This is a genomic window from Sphingomonas sp. BGYR3, from assembly GCF_025153455.1.
In the GTDB taxonomy this organism is placed as follows: Bacteria; Pseudomonadota; Alphaproteobacteria; order Sphingomonadales; family Sphingomonadaceae; genus Sphingomonas.
In genome coordinates this window covers 1,013,608-1,028,750 of record NZ_JANZNT010000001.1, presented here as the reverse complement: position 1 = coordinate 1,028,750, position 15,143 = coordinate 1,013,608, and the positions used below count along the sequence as shown (strand labels likewise).

Sequence of the window (15,143 nt, the reverse complement as noted above, 5' to 3'; positions counted from 1 at the left end):
GCGGTTCACAATCCCGCCGATTGTCGCATTTAAGTAACACTACGTAAGGGTGTAACGATCAGCCCAGGCTGGCCCGCACGCCGTCGATCACGAACTGCGTCGCCAGCGCGGCGAGCAGGACGCCGAGCAGCCGGGTAATCACCGCCTCGATCCGCGCGCCCAGCACCCGCATCAGCGGCCCGGCCGCCAGCAATGCGGCCAGTGTGAGCAACAGGTTGATGCCCAGCGCCGCCATCACCACCGCGCTTTCCGCCCAGCCGCTCGTCCGGCCGACCAGCAGCATGACCGTGGCGATGGATCCCGGCCCGGCGATCATCGGCATTGCCATGGGAAAGGTGGAAACGTCCTCCACCTCCGGCGTCCTGGCGTTGTGATCGGCGATCTTGTGCGCGGTGTCCTCCTTGCGCTGGTTGCGCTTCTCGAACACCATTTCCAGCGCGATCAGGAACAGCATGATGCCGCCCGCGATGCGAAAACTGTCGAGGCTGATGCCCAGCTTGTCGAGCAGCGCCTCTCCCGCCAGCGCAAAGAACAACAGGATCGCGCCTGCGGTCACGACCGCGCGGATCGCCATCGACCGGCGCTGTGCCGGGTTCGCCCCGCTGGTCAATCCGGCATAGATCGGCGCACAGCCCGGCGGATCGATGATGACGAACAGCGTGACAAATGCCGAGATGAACAGCTCGATCATGGCAGGTCGGCCGTGGCCAGCCCCGTGCGGCGATGTGCCGCATGCAGCGTGTTGCGCAGCAGACAGGCAATGGTCATCGGTCCGACCCCGCCCGGGACCGGCGTGATCGCCGCCGCCACGCTGGCCGCTCCGGCAAAGTCGACGTCGCCGACAAGTCCGTCATCGGTGCGGTTGATGCCGACATCGATCACGGTCGCGCCGGGCCGGATCCACTCGCCCTTCACGAAATTAGGGATGCCGACCGCGGCGATGACGATGTCCGCCCGCGCGACATGGCCGGGCAGGTCGCGGGTACGGCTATGCGCCAGCGTCACCGTGGCGCTGCGTGCGGTGAGCAGCGCCGCCATCGGCTTGCCCACGATGTTCGACCGGCCAATAACGACGGCGTCCATGCCGGACAGGTCACCCAGCGTATCCTCAAGCAGCATCAGGCAGCCGAGCGGCGTGCAGGGGACAAAGCCATCCAGCCCCGTCGCCAGCCGCCCGGCATTGACCGGGTGAAACCCGTCGACATCCTTGTCCGGATCGATGCGAAGCAGCACTGCCTGAGCATCCAGATGACGGGGTAGGGGCAGCTGGACCAGAATCCCGTCAACCGCCGGATCGGCGTTCAGCGCATCGACCAGCGCGATCAGCGTTTCCTGATCCGTGTCGGCGGGCAGGCGGTGCTCGAAACTCTCCATGCCAGCCGCTACGGTCGCACGGTGCTTTGACCGGACATAGACGGAGGAGGCAGGATCCTCACCCACCAGCACGACGGCCAGCCCCGGCGCACGTCCGGCGGCCGCGCAGAATGGGGGCACGGCGTCCGCGATGCGGGCACGAAGCTGTTCGGCAAACCCCTTGCCGTCGATGATGCGGGCGCTCATGCCGCCGCCCATATCGCGGGGCGACGATTTGCGCCAGTCAGGACATCCGTCCCCGTTTTCCGTTGCTTTTCGGGATTGCGCAGCCCGCAATTGCACCCGGCTGGCAGTCGCCCATTTCCCCGTTGGCGCAAGGGGGGTAAGCGTCCCCAATGACTGAAGCAAAACCCGGCGCGTTCGTGGTGCAGGCACTGGCCGCGTTGCAGCATCATGATCGCGGCGCCGCCGCACAGCTGCTCGCCCGGGAACTGGCGGTCGGGCCACCTGGCGGCGATTATTGGCGCAGTTGCGCTGCGCTGGCGATGCAGATCGGAGAGATCGATACGGCATTGCAGGCGATGCGCCGTTATGCCCGCACGCCGCCAGTGCGGATCGATCGCCTGCTGCACTATTGGGGGGAGATGGCCGGCAACGGACGTGCCGAAGCCGTGCTGGCAGAAATCGATGCATTGCCCGATGCGGCGCGGCGCCATCCGGGCGTCCTCCACCTCCTCGGCACGCTGGCGAGTGAGGCTGGCGATGCAGCACAGGCGCAGGCTAGGTTCCGGGAGGCGCTGGCGGCCAGTCCGGACGATCCGCAGATCTGGTTCGCGCTGGCGATGGTGAAGCGGTTCGACGCAGGCGACGCCGATCTTGCGGCAATGGAGCGCCTTGGTCAGCGGCTGACAACCGCACCGGCGGTACTTCGTGCCCGGCTGCTCTATGCCATTGCCAAGGCCTATGAAGATTGTGGCGACGCGGATCGCGCGCTGACCCTGTATGCCGAAGGTGCTGCATTGCGCCGCACGGAAAGCCGGTTCAATCCGGACGGGCTGGCGGCGATGGCCGACCGGCTGATCGCCGGGTTTCGGCCTGAACGGATGTCGGCGCTGGTGCCGTCCGGTCATCGCGGCAGCCGTGCGGTGTTTGTCAACGGCCTGCCCCGTTCCGGAACGACGCTGGTCGAGCAGATCCTGGTCAGTCATTCGGCGGTGATGGGCGGGGCGGAAATCAACCTGGTCCGGGCTGCGCTGATCCCCACTGGCGATCAATCGCTGGCCGGCGCGCTGACCTATCAGAACAGGGTTGGCGCGGCGGCCGATCCCTGGGGCGCGCTTGCCCGCGATTATGAGCGGATGCTGGCCATGCGCTTCGGGTCGGCGGGTCTGGTGGTCGACAAGACGCTGGTCCAGTCGCATCATCTGGGACTGCTGCTGCATATGATCCCCGATGCGCGGGTGATCTGGCTGCGCCGCGATCCGGCCGATACCGCCCTGTCCTGTTTCCGCAGCTATTTTACCGCGTCGGTTCCGTGGAGCTGGTCGTTGACGGACATCGCAGCATTTTTTCGGATCGAGGATCGGTTGTTCGCCCATTGGACGGCCCAGTTCCCGGACCGGATTCTCACCCTGTCCTATCGCGATCTGGTAAGCGATCCCGATCGCTGGATTCCGGCGGTGCTGGCGTATGTTGGACTGGCGGATGAGCCGCAAGTGCGCGCCTTTCATGAAACGGCCCGGCCGGTGCGCACCGCCAGCGTGCATCAGGTGCGGGCACCGATTTCGACGGCACGCATCGGCACCGCAGCGACGCATGAGCGGTTCATGCGGCCATTTCACGACGCCTATTACCGGTAAACGGCCCCGATCCCCTGCCGGGCAGGACGCTGGTTCCGGCGATCAAACAAAAGGGGCGGACATTGCTGCCCGCCCCCCTTGGTCCAGGTTCAAACCGGGATGGTGTGGATCAGAAACCCACACCCAGCTGGAACCGGAAGAACCGTGGCTGCTGAAAGGTGAGCGGCGAACCATAATCGCCGCGCGGTGTACCGTTATTCAGCGTGCCGACTTCGCGGATGTCGTTCACCGCCTTTTCGTTGAACAGGTTGAACACATCGACGCGGAAGAATGCGTCGAATGCATCCGTCGGCACTTCGAACGTCACAGAGACGTTGGTGAACGTCTGCCAGTCGCTTTTCAGCACCGACCCGCGCGGGGTCAGCTGAAGCGTGGTCGCCGTTGCCGAGTTGGTGAACGGGAACAGCGGGTCGGTGATGACTTCGCCATTTGCGTTGAGGTTGCAGTAGAACCCTGCCGCGCCATAGGCGCCCGCGAACGCATCGACCGAAACCGGCACACGGCCGAGACAGCCGAACTTACGCGGGCTGAGCGCCTGGAACTGTCCGCCGATGGTGATCGAATCGAACAGTTTGTACGAACCGAACAGCTTGAAGATGTGGGTCCGGTCACCCGGCAGCGGGCCGTATGCACCGTTGGTCAGGCCAGGCTGGTCGAACGCGGTGGTCAGGCCGGAATCGGTCTGGCCATTGTCCGAACGGATGCCCCCTTCGATGTTCCCCTCGGTCTTGGACCAGGTATAGTTGGCGCTCAGGCTCCAGACCCCGTCGAATTCACGATCAAAGGTGACCGTGACCGCCTTGTACGTGCGCTTTGCCTGGGGATAGCCCAGCTCTGCGCCCGTGAAGTCGATCGTCCGCAGGGACGTTTCGCCCGGAAGCGGGTCAGACAGGGTGATCGTCGCATCGGCACCCGGATTGGCCAGCACATACTGATGGAATCCGGTCCAGATATCGCCGCATCCAGCGATATTATTCTGTTCGCAATACGCGTTCACCGCCGCGTCGATGGCGATGTCTTCCAGCGATTCATTCAGCTTGCGGTACACGCCGAACACACCCAACCGAACCCGGTCACCGACGCGCTGTTCGGCGCCCAGGATGAATTCGTCCACCGACTGCGGCTTCAGACCCTGGGCCACGGTTGCGATGGTCGGGGTGGGCTGCCCATCGGAGATGATGTCGCAGTTGCGCACCGATGGGTTGTCCGGGCACGCCGTGGCATCGGGGAACCCGGTGACCGGGGCGCCCAGGATCGGGGTGTTGTCGGAATTGACCCCGTTAACGAGGAAATACCGGGTATAGTCCAGCTCGGCGCCGGCCAGACGGACGTTGGTGTTCGACGGCACCGGCAGGAAATACCGGCCATAGGAGCCGTACAGCTTGGTGCGGCCATTGCCGGCCGGGTCGAACGCGAACGAAAGACGCGGTGCGATGTTGCGACCGGAATCGTAGTAGGTGTCGCCAATGACGTTGTCATTGGTGAACTGGTCACTGCGTACGCCAAGGTTCAGCGTCAGGCGGTTGTCGAACAGCTGCCAGCTATCCTGGATGTAGAACGCCTCGTTGTCCGACGTGAACAGGCCACCGTTGATGAAGGTCCGGCCCGCGACATAGATCGCGTTCGGGTTCTGCACATAGGGATCGCCCGCCGCACCGCGGTAATAGGTCCAGGCAACGCCGCCGGTATAGGAAACCGTCTGGTTGGTGGACAGCTTTTCGCGGTCATAGCCGAACTTGATGTGGTGATCGCCCAGCAGGCTGAAATACAGATCGATGTCGCCGCGATAAAATTCGCGCTCGTCTTCTGCCGTCTGAAGCGTAGTATCGGCGTTACCGGCATAACCATTGCCTGTGGTGTCACCGATCGACGGATAGTCGGGGCGGCTGGACGTGACGTTCACCCGGCGCTTGTTCTTGCCATAGGCACCGGACACGGTGATGAAATCCGCCAACTGGCCGGTGTAGCGGCCGACATAGTTTTCACCGCCGGCTTCCTGAAGACCCAGGCCCTGGAACGCACCGATCGTCGGCGTCGGGCCGTCGATGCGGCTGTCATAGGCGCCGCCGTTTGCGTCGGTGACGGCAAGCGACCGGATCTTCGTGATCCGCTCCGAGTTGAAATAGGTGAACTCGAGGCGATGGCCGTCGAACGGAATGAAATCGAGCTTGCCGCCATAGAATGGCGAGTCGAAATTGACCTCTTCACGCCGCAGACCGGTCGAATAGGGTGCGAAGGCGATCGGGGCCGTGACCACCTGACCGGTTACCGGATTGATAACCGGCGCTCCACCAGTGGCGGCAGGCCGCAGCACGGTCGACGGCGCGACGGTCAGCAGCGTATCGCCCGACGACACATTGTTATGCTGATAAAAGGCATAGAAGAACAGGCGGTCCTTGATGATCGGACCGGACAGGCTGACAAGCGTTTCAAAGGTTTCGCGCGTATCCTGATCATTCTGTTCGATCAGCGTATTCGGACGATCGGAAGTGGCCTCGTCCGGAATATAGGTCGACAACACCTTGCCATGGAATTCGTTCGATCCCGACTTGGTGATGGCGTTGATGAAGCCGCCGGTGAACCGGCCGAATTCGGCCGGAATGCCGCCGTTCTTGATTTCCACCGTGTCGTAAAATTCGAACGGCACTTCGACCGAGCCAAGGCCCTGACGGAAATCGGTGATGTTCAGACCGTTGAGGAAGAACGAGTTTTCCGAAACCGACGAACCCGAGACGGCGGCCAGATTGCCGAATGCACTGTCGCCGGCGCTGGTGCCGGGCGCCAGCAGCACGACCGAGGTAAGATCGCGGGCCACCGGAACGCGGGTGGCCAGTTCGCCGATCGAGATGACCGCGCCAACCGTGGTGCGATCGAAATCGGCCACCTTGATCCGGGTGCCGGTCACGACGATGTCGTCGCCCGTGCTGGCGGTGCCTTCCGACAGCTGGAAGGTGTTGCCGGCAGCCGACTGGCTGAGTGCGATGCCGGACTCGCGATAGGTACCGAACCCGTCGGCGTTCACTTCGAACGTGTACTTGCCGGCCGGCAGCTGCGGAATGCGATAGCTGCCCGAACCGTCCGTCGTGACCGTGCGTTCAAAGCCCTGGTCGTCGGACGTGATCTTGACCGTCGCGCCCTCGATGGGGGCGCCCGTCTCATTCGTCACGCGGCCCGTGGCGGTAACGAAGGTAAAGTCCTGCGCTGCGGCAGGGGCTGCGAAAGCGACCGATCCGGCAACGCCGACACCCAGCAGGGCAAGCGCCTGCAATGCGGTGCCCGCGCGGAAATGCCTGCCGCGCTTGCAAGAAGTTCTATTCATGAAACACCCCTCAAAATATGGCGCCGGTTCCCATGCCAACGCCGCCCCAACAAGTGTCACGCCCATGCGCTGCCCACGCCGGTTGTGACACCAGCGTGACATTCGATTGGACACCGGTTCATGTAAAGCTAAACGCAACGGATCTGGGCGGTTTCGTCCCTGCGTGGTAAATCTGTCACATTTTGTGAAATTCTGTTGTGATGGGCCGTGCTTCGATGCAACTTTGTTGCGTTGCAGCGCGAAGGGGGTGCTGAAATTTTGCGCCTGCGCAGCGTGCATCGCCGCAACCACGCCGCACGTCAGGCCGAAGCGTGCGCTTTCAATCGGTCACGACGGTGCCGGCGCCCCGACGGGATGGCCATGCGCTGAACGATGGCCGCCCGGCGGATTCGCCAGCATTCCCGATGGAATTACATCCCGCTGGAAGCAATCGCGCCGGCCAGCCACGGGATGATCGCGCGGTTCAGGATCGACATGGCGACAAGCACGGCCAGCGGCGCCAGATCCAGCGGCCGCGTGTCGGGCAGCACTCTGCGGATCGGCGCGAACAGCGGCTCTGTAAGCCGATTGAGCCCCTGATACAGGCCCGCCACCACCTCGTTATAGGTGTTGATGACGTTGAAGCTGATCAGGATCGACAGCACAAACTGGATGATGATGATCCACCACAACACGTCGAGCAGAATCTGCACGATTCCCAGCAGCATGATCAGGAACGAACCCAAGGCGACCTCCGCGTGACTGTGTTGCTCGATTAATACAGATAGGGAGCGTTTTGCGCAATCCTAGCGGCGGACGAGCGTGCCCGCACCCCTGCGCGTAAAGATTTCCAGCAGCATGGCGTGCGGCACGCGGCCATCAAGGATGACCGCCGCCTCCACGCCCGCCTCGACCGCGGCGATGCAGGTATCGACTTTCGGGATCATGCCCCCCGAAATCGTGCCATCGGCCTTCAGCGCCTCGATCCCCACCCGGTCCAGGTCGGTCATCAGGTGCTTGTCCTTGTCCAGCACGCCGGCCACGTCGGTCAGCAGGAAGAACCGCTTGGCCCCCAGCGCGCCGGCGATCGCGCCCGCCATGGTATCGGCGTTGATGTTGTACGTCGCGCCATCAGCGCCCAGCGCCACCGGGGCGACCACGGGGATATAGTGATCCCCGGCCAGGTTGCGCAGGATCGTCGGGTCCACCGACACCGGTTCGCCGACAAAGCCCAGGTCGACATGCCGTTCGATACCCGAATTGGGGTCGGGTTCGGTACGGCTGACCTTTTCGGCCAGCACCAGATTGGCGTCCTTGCCTGAAATGCCGACCGCCCGGCCGCCCAGCGCCGCGATCCAGCTGACGATTTCCTTGTTGATCTTGCCCGCCAGCACCATTTCCGCGACCTCGGCGGTGGCGGCATCGGTGACGCGCAGGCCGCCGACAAACTGGGATTCGATGCCCAGCTGTTTCAGCATCCGGCCGATCTGCGGCCCGCCGCCATGCACGACGACGGGATTGATGCCGACCGCTTTCAGCAGCACCACGTCCTCGGCAAAATCGCGCTGCGCCTCTGGATCACCCATGGCATGGCCGCCATATTTGATCACGAACGTCTCACCGGCGTAACGCTGCAGATAGGGCAGCGCCTCGACCAGCGTTTCGGCCTTGGCGAGCATCGCCGGATCGGGTGCGTTGTCGGTCATCGGCGTGCCTTTAGCGGCCAGTTTGCGCGTGCGAAAGCCTTCTTGCCGCTGCGGCCCGCGGCCGGGCAGCGATCAGGCGCGATCCAGCCGCCGCCCCAGCGCCACCGCGGCCATGATCAGCGGGGGAACCAGCAGGATCGACAGCGTTACCTTTGCCGTCATCTGGCCGATCAGCAGGTTGGCGATCGGAAACACGCCCAGGAACGCGACCGTCACGAAAATCAGCGTATCGACAATCTGGCTCAGCACGCTGGCAATCCCCGCGCGCAGCCACACCATCTTGCCTTCGCCGCGTTTCAGCGCGTCGAAAATGGTGACGTTCAGCACCTGCGAAATGCCATAGGCCAGGATGCCGCCGGCCCAGATGCGCCCCGTCGCGCCCAGAATGATCTGAATGGCGTCGCGGTTGGCGGGCAGCATTTCGGGCGACGCGGGCAGGGCAAAGACCAGCCACGACAGCAGCATCGACGCAAGCAGCGGCACAAAGCCGATCAGCACCAGCCGATTGGCCACCGCGCGGCCGTGCAGCTCCGCCACCGCGCTCGACACCACGACCAGCAACAGAAAGGCAAAGATGCCCGCCTCTACCGCCAGCGGCCCCAACGACACCTGTTTGTTGCCCAGCACCCCCGCGATGCACACCATCCCGCCATAAAAGATGGCAAAGGCGAACAGGGACGGGGAAAGGGCGGTGGCAGGCGCTGCGGCGCGGGTCGGCTGGTCCATGCCCGTTGCTAGCGGCAAAGCGGGCAGGGGAGCAAGCGGGGGCGAGGGAGGAGAGTGGCGCGTGCCTAGCGGCGATGCTGTGCCGCTGCCGTCGAACATGGCTGACTTCCGGTATTGGGCTGGGAGCGGAAAGGCATCTTACAGGCAGCCTTGACCTCCATGCAGACTTTCGAACTGTCGGCCCTGTGTAAACGAGAGGTTGAGAGGGGGCCGTCGTATTGCTGCTCGTTTCAGAGCCTGCGGCGGTCCGAGAGGAAACTTGCGATGCAGGAGCATTTGCACTGTCCTACAACGTATTGTTCCTGCCTTGTTCGTTTTGTCAGCGTGTCTGCTGGCGAGATAGGGAGCATGCAAATGGCTGTTGAAGCTACGGACGATATCATCGTCACTGGCCGCAAAATGGTCCAGCCAGACGGCAGTTTTACCAACATAACCGTACGCAGAATGTATGTCGAATCTACAAGCCTTTAGCATCTGGCGGTTACACGAAGGAGGTTCTTCCGGGTCCTCCGTCAGACGTGGAGGACAATCCCGATTTTGGGGTTGACGCAGTAAAGATCGAAGCCGCTGACCCGGAGAATCCTCTTCTGGTCGCTGCGGCGGCAAACGTCGTGCGCACAATTAACATCGTATTGGCTGCTCTTACGGCTGCCAACCAAAGTCAAGAAGTGCAAGTCGGTGAAAAAGTTATGACCGTAGGACAGCTAAGAAATTTTCTTAGCAAGTCGAAATTCACTGTCACAGACCGGCCTTTCTCGAACGGAGGCTATGGCAGCGCATCGCCTAACGGAGCTGGCGGCGGCACATTCGAATGGAACTATAAAGCCTTTGATGGTGATCCGCTCAATTCTGGAAGTATGGATTATGCTCATCCAAACTATTCAAAAAAAGCCGGAATGAACGACTTGCTCACGACGTAGCTAGGTTAATCGCTACCGCGGCTGGAATCAACATTGTAGGCTGGACTCCCTCGGAAGGGTTCGGCGCCATGCGGCCGGAAATAATCTATAATAACTTTTAAAACCGGTAGTCTGCCGACGCTTGCTTACGCTATGACAGAATCCTTGTAGCGTAAGTGAGTAGGGTTTGCGTATGAGCTATGTTTATTTGGCGGCTTTTGCGCTCTTGTTTAGTGGTGTTCCGGCTGCCGCTTCGGCAGCCGGGTCTCGGCAAACAGCGGAACCAAGCGAGCAGATCATACAGTTCCAGTCGTATATGATTGGACGACGCCCTGTGGAGAACAAACCGGAAATCAGGTGGTCGGCCACGCCGACGGCTTCCGAACTCGCGGAACTGTACGACCCTGCGCTGCCTCGCAACATTGGTGCCTACTTCAAATGTAGGGTGGCAAAATCGGGTGTCTTGAAATCGTGCCGCGTTGACGAAGCGGCACCGAGCGATGCCGCTTCTCTAAAGTACGCTAAGCGATTGGTTCGCCTCTTCAAGCTTGATCCGCAGGTAGCGGACTGGGCCCGCCGCGAAAATGCCGTCGTAAGCCTCGCTCTGTCCGTTCAAGGGGCCGGTGCGAAGCAGACCGGTTCGGTGTGCATCACGTTACTTTGTGTCACGCACTGAACCCGTCATGACATAAGGCGTGAATGCTTGCGCTTGCGAATGACGCCATGGCGAGCACGGCAACAAAACCACTCGCCTAGACACTCGGGAACGCAAAGCAGTCGCTCTGGAGGTCACGTCCCGACGCACATACCCGCAAGCCAACCAACCCAGCACCCCTTCCAATGTAGGACTTCCCAGGCCATGCTCCCCGCATGGCCCGCGCTCTCGACACCATCCAAGATACACCCTCCATTCACCGCCAAAAACCCTCGGACCGTCGACGTCCGGCTCCGACGTGCCGTCACCTTCGTCACCTTTCGATCGCGACCCCCTCCCGTCACCCACCGGCTCCGCCGCAACGGGACCACGCTGCCGCCACCGCCGACGTAGCCCCGTGCCCCTTCACCACGCTCGCCTCTGGCGCGGCGCGTCGCCCTGTGTATGACTGCGTTCCCGATGGGCGCGCTCACGGGGCGGCGCGGCCCGCTTGTTCCGGGACCGTGATCCTCTGATGAATCGTTACCTGATCGGCATTGCCGGCATCATCGCCATTCTCGCCATCGCCTATCTGTTTTCCACCAATCGCCGCGCGATCCGCCTGCGTGTGGTTGGTGCGGCCTTTGCGCTGCAGGCCGGGGTGGCGGTGCTGGTCATCTATTTCGAACCGGGCCGGCAATTCATCGCCGCGCTGTCGACCGGGGTTTCCGCGCTGCTCGGCTATGCCGGGGCCGGCACCCGCATCATCCTGGGCGGGCTGGCGACGGACCCGGTGTTTTCCAACAGTTTCGCCATTTCGGCGATTCCGGCGATCATCTTTTTCGCCGCGCTGGTCGCGGTCCTCTATCACCTCGGCATCATGCAGCTGATCGTGAAATGGATCGGCGGCGCGATCGAAAAGGTGACGGGCGTGTCGCGGGTGGAATCGCTGTGCGCCGCTGCCAACATCTTTGTCGGCCAGTCCGAATCGCCGCTGGTCATCCGCCCCTATCTGGCCGCGCTGTCGCCGTCGCAGATGTTTGCCGTGATGTCGGTCGGCATGGCCGGGGTCGCGGGCACCATCCTGGCGGCCTATGTCGGGATGCTGGGATCGGGTTCGCTGCCGTTCCTGCTGGCCGCGGCGTTCATGTCGGCGCCGGGCGGGCTGTTGATGGCCAAGATGATCATGCCCGACGAACCGGCAGAGGCGGTTGCCCATGCCGAAGGGGATCCGGTCATCGCGGTTGAGGGCGCGGGAGAGCATGAGCGCGCTTCGAACATCATCATGGCCGCTGCGATGGGCGCGGAAACCGGGGTGCGCATCGCGGTTGCCGTGGCGGCGCTGGTCCTTGCCTTTGTCGCGCTGGTGGCGCTGGCCAACGGCATCCTGTCGGGCGTTGGCGGCTGGTTCGGGATCGAGGGGCTGACGTTTCAGCGGATCCTGGGCGTCCTGCTGGCGCCGGTCGCGTTCCTGATCAACATCCCCTGGGCAGAGGCGAGCACGGCCGGCGGCCTGTTGGGGACGAAGGTGGTGCTGAATGAATTCGTTGCCTTTGCCGATCTGGGCACGGCAACCGGCCTGTCCGAACGCAGCCGCGCGATCATCACCTTTGCGCTGTGCGGCTTTGCCAATTTCAGCTCGATCGCGATCCAGATGGCGTCGGCGGGCAATCTTGCCCCCAATCAGCGGCCGGTGATCGCGAAGCTGGGCCTGCGCGCGCTGCTGGCGGGCACGCTGGCCAATCTGATGAGCGCCGCGCTGGCCGGCATCCTCCTGCCCTGATCGGCGGAGGATGCCGGGCCGGGCAGGTTAGCGGGTCGGCACCGGTTCCGGCCCGGAATAGTCGTAAAAGCCGCGACCGACCTTTCGCCCGTACCAGCCGGCCTCGACATATTTGACCAGCAGCGGGGCAGGGCGGAACTTGGGATCGCCCGTCCCCTCGAACAGGACGCGGGTGATTTCCAGGCATGTGTCCAGCCCGATAAAGTCCGCCAGCGTGAACGGCCCCATCGGGTGGTTGAGGCCAAGGCGGCAGGCGGTATCCACGTCGCGGATCGTGGCCACCCCTTCACCCAGGGCAAAGCACGCCTCGTTCAGCATCGGCATCAGCACGCGGTTGACGATGAACCCCGGCGCATCATTGGCATGGACGATCTCCTTGCCCAAAGTACGGCCGAACGCCTCCACCGCCGCCACCGTTGCATCGGACGTCGCAAGGCCGCGGATCAGCTCGATCAGGCCCATGACCGGCACGGGGTTGAAGAAATGCACCCCCATGAACCGCGCCGGATCGGGCGATGCCTGCGCCAGCCGGGTGATGGGGATGGACGATGTGTTGCTGGCCAGGATCGCGTCGTCCCGCATGACTGCGCCGACGCTGGCAAAAATCTGCCGCTTGATCGCCTCTCGCTCTGTTGCGGCTTCGATCACCAGATCACATTCGGCCATGGCGGCGACATCGCCGACCGGTTCGATCCCGGCCAGCGTGGCATCACGGGCCGCACCGTCGATCTTTTCCTTGGCGACCAGCCGGTCCAGACCCTTGGCAATGCCGGCCTTGCCCGCCTCTGCACGTTCCTTGCTGACATCGGACAGCAGGACGCGATAGCCCGCCGCCGCCGATACCTGCGCAATGCCCGCGCCCATCTGTCCCGCGCCGATCACGCCGATGATTTTCATGCCGTTCACGCTCCTGAATCGATGATGGGGTTCAGATAGCCGCTTTTGCCCGGCCTGCCACCGCGATATGACAGCGCCCCATGCGATCCATCCCCCTGTATCTGTTTGTTGCGCTTGCCGCCTGCACCGAAGCTCCGCCCGTCGCCAATCAGGCGGAGGGTCCGGACAACAGCGTTGCGGCCCCGTCGCCGTTGCCCACCCCGATTGCCGAGGAGGCGGACAGCAATGCGCGGCCGCGGCCGGGCGAACTTGGCACGTTCCGCGACTGGACCGTCGGCTGCGACAACGGCCTGGCGTGCAAGGCGGTGGCGCTGGCGCCAGAGGATGGCGATGTGCCCAGCGTCCTGATGTCGATTGCGCGCGATCCGGCCGATTCGGGCGGCATGATCGTCCGCTTCACGGGCAGCGACCTGCCCGCACTGCCGCTGACGGTGGCGGTGGACGGCAAGACCGTGGCCAGTGGCGGGGAGCGTGAGGACGAACGCACGATCCGCCTGACCGAGGCATCGGCGCGGACCATCGCGCTGGAGGCGGTGAACGGCACGCGCCTGACCGTGGCGGGGGCGAATGGCCCTGCCTATCCGATCTCGCTTGCCGGATTGTCGGCGGCGCTGCGGTACATGGACGCTGAACAGGGCGTCGCGGGTACGGCGCAGGCGATCGTGGCGCGCGGCGGCAGCAAGGGGTCGCTGGGCAAACGCGAGCTTCCGGTGATCCGCGCCATCAATCCCGCCGGTGCTCCGCCGCCGCTGGATGCCGCGCTGGTCGACCGGCTGCGCAAGGAAGCGAAATGCGCGATTACCGAGTTCATGGACGAGCCGCCTGCCGCCGAGGCGCATGCGCTGGGCGACGGCGCGACGCTGATCCTGCTGCCCTGCGATGCGGGCGCCTATAACCTGATGTCGCTTGTCTATGTGGCGCCTGCCGGTGGGGAGCCGGTGCTGGCGCAGTTCGACGTGGATGCCGGCATGGGCGGGCCGGACGGGCCGCAGACATTGGTCAATGCCGGTTTTGCCGACGGCGTGCTGAGCAGTTTTGCCAAGGGGCGGGGCATCGGCGATTGCGGCGTCGGCCAGAACTTTGTCTGGGACGGCAAGCAGTTCCGCCTGTCCGAACAGGTCGAAATGGGCGAATGTCGGGGCAGCGTGGATTTCATCCCCACCTGGCGCGCGCGCGTCGTCCGGGCGGCTGCGCCCGCCGGCTGAGCGACCCGACGCTGGTTCAGCGCAGCCTTTTGCCGATCAGCGTCCCCTTGGTCCCGCGATTGACCAGTTCGAACCGGAAATCGGGCCAGCGTTTGCGCCACCGTGCGGCAACCACGCGCTCGCCGGGGCGTGCCGCATCGTCCAGCAGGATCGTGCCGCCCACCGCGATCTTGTCGAACAGGCATTCCGCCGCACCGCGGACGAACGGGTGGATGGTCCAGGGCGGCCCGTCGATGACCAGCATGTCGATGCGATCGGGCAGCGGCCCGGTATCGTACCAGATACAGGGCCAGGGTTCCGGTGCGCGGCGGAACGGGACGGCCCGCAATTCCGGATGCACGCCCTGTTCGGCCAGCCATTCGCGCGTCGACGATACGAACCCGCCATGCTGATCCATCGAAATCAGCTGTCCGCCGCCATTCATCTGAAGCGCGCGGGCGATGATCAGGCTGGATGCGCCCATGCCCAGTTCGACGACCGTGCCGGGGCGTTCATCGCGGATATGCTCGACGATCAGCGATAACAGGCCGGTATCGGCCTTCCAGCTGCCCAGATTGGGCAGGGCGTCATCGTCCAGCCGCAGCTCTGCCAGCAACCGCGCCTTGGCCGCACGGCTGCCGCCGGACAGGCTGCGCGCCAGCCAGGGCCACTGGATCGCGCCCCAGGCGATGGTGAACAACCGGTCGCTCAACGATTTGGTCATGCCGTCGGGCCATGGATCGGCATCGTCCAGGGGAAGGAATTGCGTCGTCTCGCGGCTGGTCATGGATCACTTTGCACTGAGGATTCGGTTGCGCAGTGCTGGACCCGCAATCGGCAAAA

The 15,143-nt window shown here is 63.7% G+C and carries 13 protein-coding genes; 5 read left to right on the top strand and 8 right to left on the bottom strand.

The window, feature by feature from the left end:
• Positions 1-58 precede the first annotated feature (58 nt).
• Positions 59-691, bottom strand: coding sequence for a MarC family protein (locus NYR55_RS04680; RefSeq protein WP_260020057.1), 633 nt, complete (start codon positions 689-691; stop codon positions 59-61).
• The gene (gene folD / locus NYR55_RS04675) at positions 688-1,560 is read right to left on the bottom strand and encodes a bifunctional methylenetetrahydrofolate dehydrogenase/methenyltetrahydrofolate cyclohydrolase FolD (RefSeq protein ID WP_260020056.1); all 873 of its coding nucleotides are present in this window, start codon (positions 1,558-1,560) and stop codon (positions 688-690) included. The genes NYR55_RS04680 and folD overlap by 4 nt, the downstream gene beginning before the upstream one ends.
• Before the next feature lie 149 nt (positions 1,561-1,709).
• On the opposite strand from folD, the gene NYR55_RS04670 reads away from it, so the two are divergent.
• The gene (locus NYR55_RS04670; protein WP_260020055.1) at positions 1,710-3,173 is read left to right on the top strand and encodes a sulfotransferase; all 1,464 of its coding nucleotides are present in this window, start codon (positions 1,710-1,712) and stop codon (positions 3,171-3,173) included.
• Positions 3,174-3,282: 109 nt separating this feature from the next.
• Here NYR55_RS04670 and NYR55_RS04665 read toward each other — a convergent pair whose 3' ends face one another.
• From NYR55_RS04665 to NYR55_RS04650, 4 genes are all read right to left on the bottom strand, one after another.
• Complete coding sequence (locus NYR55_RS04665; protein ID WP_260020054.1) at positions 3,283-6,492, bottom strand: TonB-dependent receptor; 3,210 nt, start codon at positions 6,490-6,492, stop codon at positions 3,283-3,285.
• A gap of 410 nt (positions 6,493-6,902) precedes the next feature.
• Positions 6,903-7,199, bottom strand: coding sequence for a YggT family protein (locus NYR55_RS04660; protein WP_260020053.1), 297 nt, complete (start codon positions 7,197-7,199; stop codon positions 6,903-6,905).
• Positions 7,200-7,277: 78 nt separating this feature from the next.
• A complete protein-coding gene (gene argB / locus NYR55_RS04655) occupies positions 7,278-8,177 on the bottom strand; it encodes an acetylglutamate kinase (RefSeq protein WP_260020052.1) in 900 nt (299 codons plus the stop codon).
• A gap of 72 nt (positions 8,178-8,249) precedes the next feature.
• Positions 8,250-8,903, bottom strand: a complete 654-nt coding sequence (locus tag NYR55_RS04650; protein WP_260020051.1) for a queuosine precursor transporter — start codon at positions 8,901-8,903, stop codon at positions 8,250-8,252.
• Positions 8,904-9,421: 518 nt separating this feature from the next.
• Between NYR55_RS04650 and NYR55_RS04645 the strand changes: the two genes are divergently transcribed.
• The 3 genes from NYR55_RS04645 to NYR55_RS04635 all read left to right on the top strand — a co-directional run bounded on the left by NYR55_RS04645 (position 9,422) and on the right by NYR55_RS04635 (position 12,219).
• A complete protein-coding gene (locus NYR55_RS04645; RefSeq protein WP_260020050.1) occupies positions 9,422-9,823 on the top strand; it encodes a hypothetical protein in 402 nt (133 codons plus the stop codon).
• Between the two features lie 172 nt (positions 9,824-9,995).
• A complete protein-coding gene (locus NYR55_RS04640) occupies positions 9,996-10,478 on the top strand; it encodes a hypothetical protein (RefSeq protein ID WP_260020049.1) in 483 nt (160 codons plus the stop codon).
• 493 nt (positions 10,479-10,971) lie between these two features.
• The gene (locus tag NYR55_RS04635; RefSeq protein ID WP_260020048.1) at positions 10,972-12,219 is read left to right on the top strand and encodes a nucleoside transporter C-terminal domain-containing protein; all 1,248 of its coding nucleotides are present in this window, start codon (positions 10,972-10,974) and stop codon (positions 12,217-12,219) included.
• A gap of 27 nt (positions 12,220-12,246) precedes the next feature.
• Here the strand turns inward: NYR55_RS04635 and NYR55_RS04630 are convergent, their stop codons facing one another.
• Positions 12,247-13,116 carry a 3-hydroxyacyl-CoA dehydrogenase NAD-binding domain-containing protein gene (locus tag NYR55_RS04630; protein WP_260020047.1) on the bottom strand — a complete coding sequence of 290 codons (870 nt, stop codon included), beginning with the start codon at positions 13,114-13,116 and terminating at the stop codon, positions 12,247-12,249.
• An 80-nt stretch (positions 13,117-13,196) separates the two neighbouring features.
• On the opposite strand from NYR55_RS04630, the gene NYR55_RS04625 reads away from it, so the two are divergent.
• Positions 13,197-14,321, top strand: coding sequence for a DUF1176 domain-containing protein (locus NYR55_RS04625; protein WP_260020046.1), 1,125 nt, complete (start codon positions 13,197-13,199; stop codon positions 14,319-14,321).
• 16 nt (positions 14,322-14,337) lie between these two features.
• On the opposite strand, the gene NYR55_RS04620 is transcribed toward NYR55_RS04625, so the two are convergent.
• Positions 14,338-15,087, bottom strand: a complete 750-nt coding sequence (locus NYR55_RS04620; RefSeq protein WP_260020045.1) for a class I SAM-dependent methyltransferase — start codon at positions 15,085-15,087, stop codon at positions 14,338-14,340.
• Positions 15,088-15,143 lie beyond the last annotated feature (56 nt).

Coding starts and splice junctions, on each gene's coding strand:
- NYR55_RS04640 (WP_260020049.1), top strand. CDS start 9,996: ATGAGCTATGTTTATTTGGCGGCTTTTGCGCTCTTGTTTAGTGGTGTT.
- argB (WP_260020052.1), bottom strand. CDS start 8,177: ATGACCGACAACGCACCCGATCCGGCGATGCTCGCCAAGGCCGAAACG.
- NYR55_RS04680 (WP_260020057.1), bottom strand. CDS start 691: ATGATCGAGCTGTTCATCTCGGCATTTGTCACGCTGTTCGTCATCATC.
- NYR55_RS04650 (WP_260020051.1), bottom strand. CDS start 8,903: ATGGACCAGCCGACCCGCGCCGCAGCGCCTGCCACCGCCCTTTCCCCG.
- folD (WP_260020056.1), bottom strand. CDS start 1,560: ATGAGCGCCCGCATCATCGACGGCAAGGGGTTTGCCGAACAGCTTCGT.
- NYR55_RS04670 (WP_260020055.1), top strand. CDS start 1,710: ATGACTGAAGCAAAACCCGGCGCGTTCGTGGTGCAGGCACTGGCCGCG.
- NYR55_RS04620 (WP_260020045.1), bottom strand. CDS start 15,087: ATGACCAGCCGCGAGACGACGCAATTCCTTCCCCTGGACGATGCCGAT.
- NYR55_RS04660 (WP_260020053.1), bottom strand. CDS start 7,199: ATGCTGCTGGGAATCGTGCAGATTCTGCTCGACGTGTTGTGGTGGATC.
- NYR55_RS04665 (WP_260020054.1), bottom strand. CDS start 6,492: ATGAATAGAACTTCTTGCAAGCGCGGCAGGCATTTCCGCGCGGGCACC.
- NYR55_RS04625 (WP_260020046.1), top strand. CDS start 13,197: ATGCGATCCATCCCCCTGTATCTGTTTGTTGCGCTTGCCGCCTGCACC.
- NYR55_RS04630 (WP_260020047.1), bottom strand. CDS start 13,116: ATGAAAATCATCGGCGTGATCGGCGCGGGACAGATGGGCGCGGGCATT.
- NYR55_RS04635 (WP_260020048.1), top strand. CDS start 10,972: ATGAATCGTTACCTGATCGGCATTGCCGGCATCATCGCCATTCTCGCC.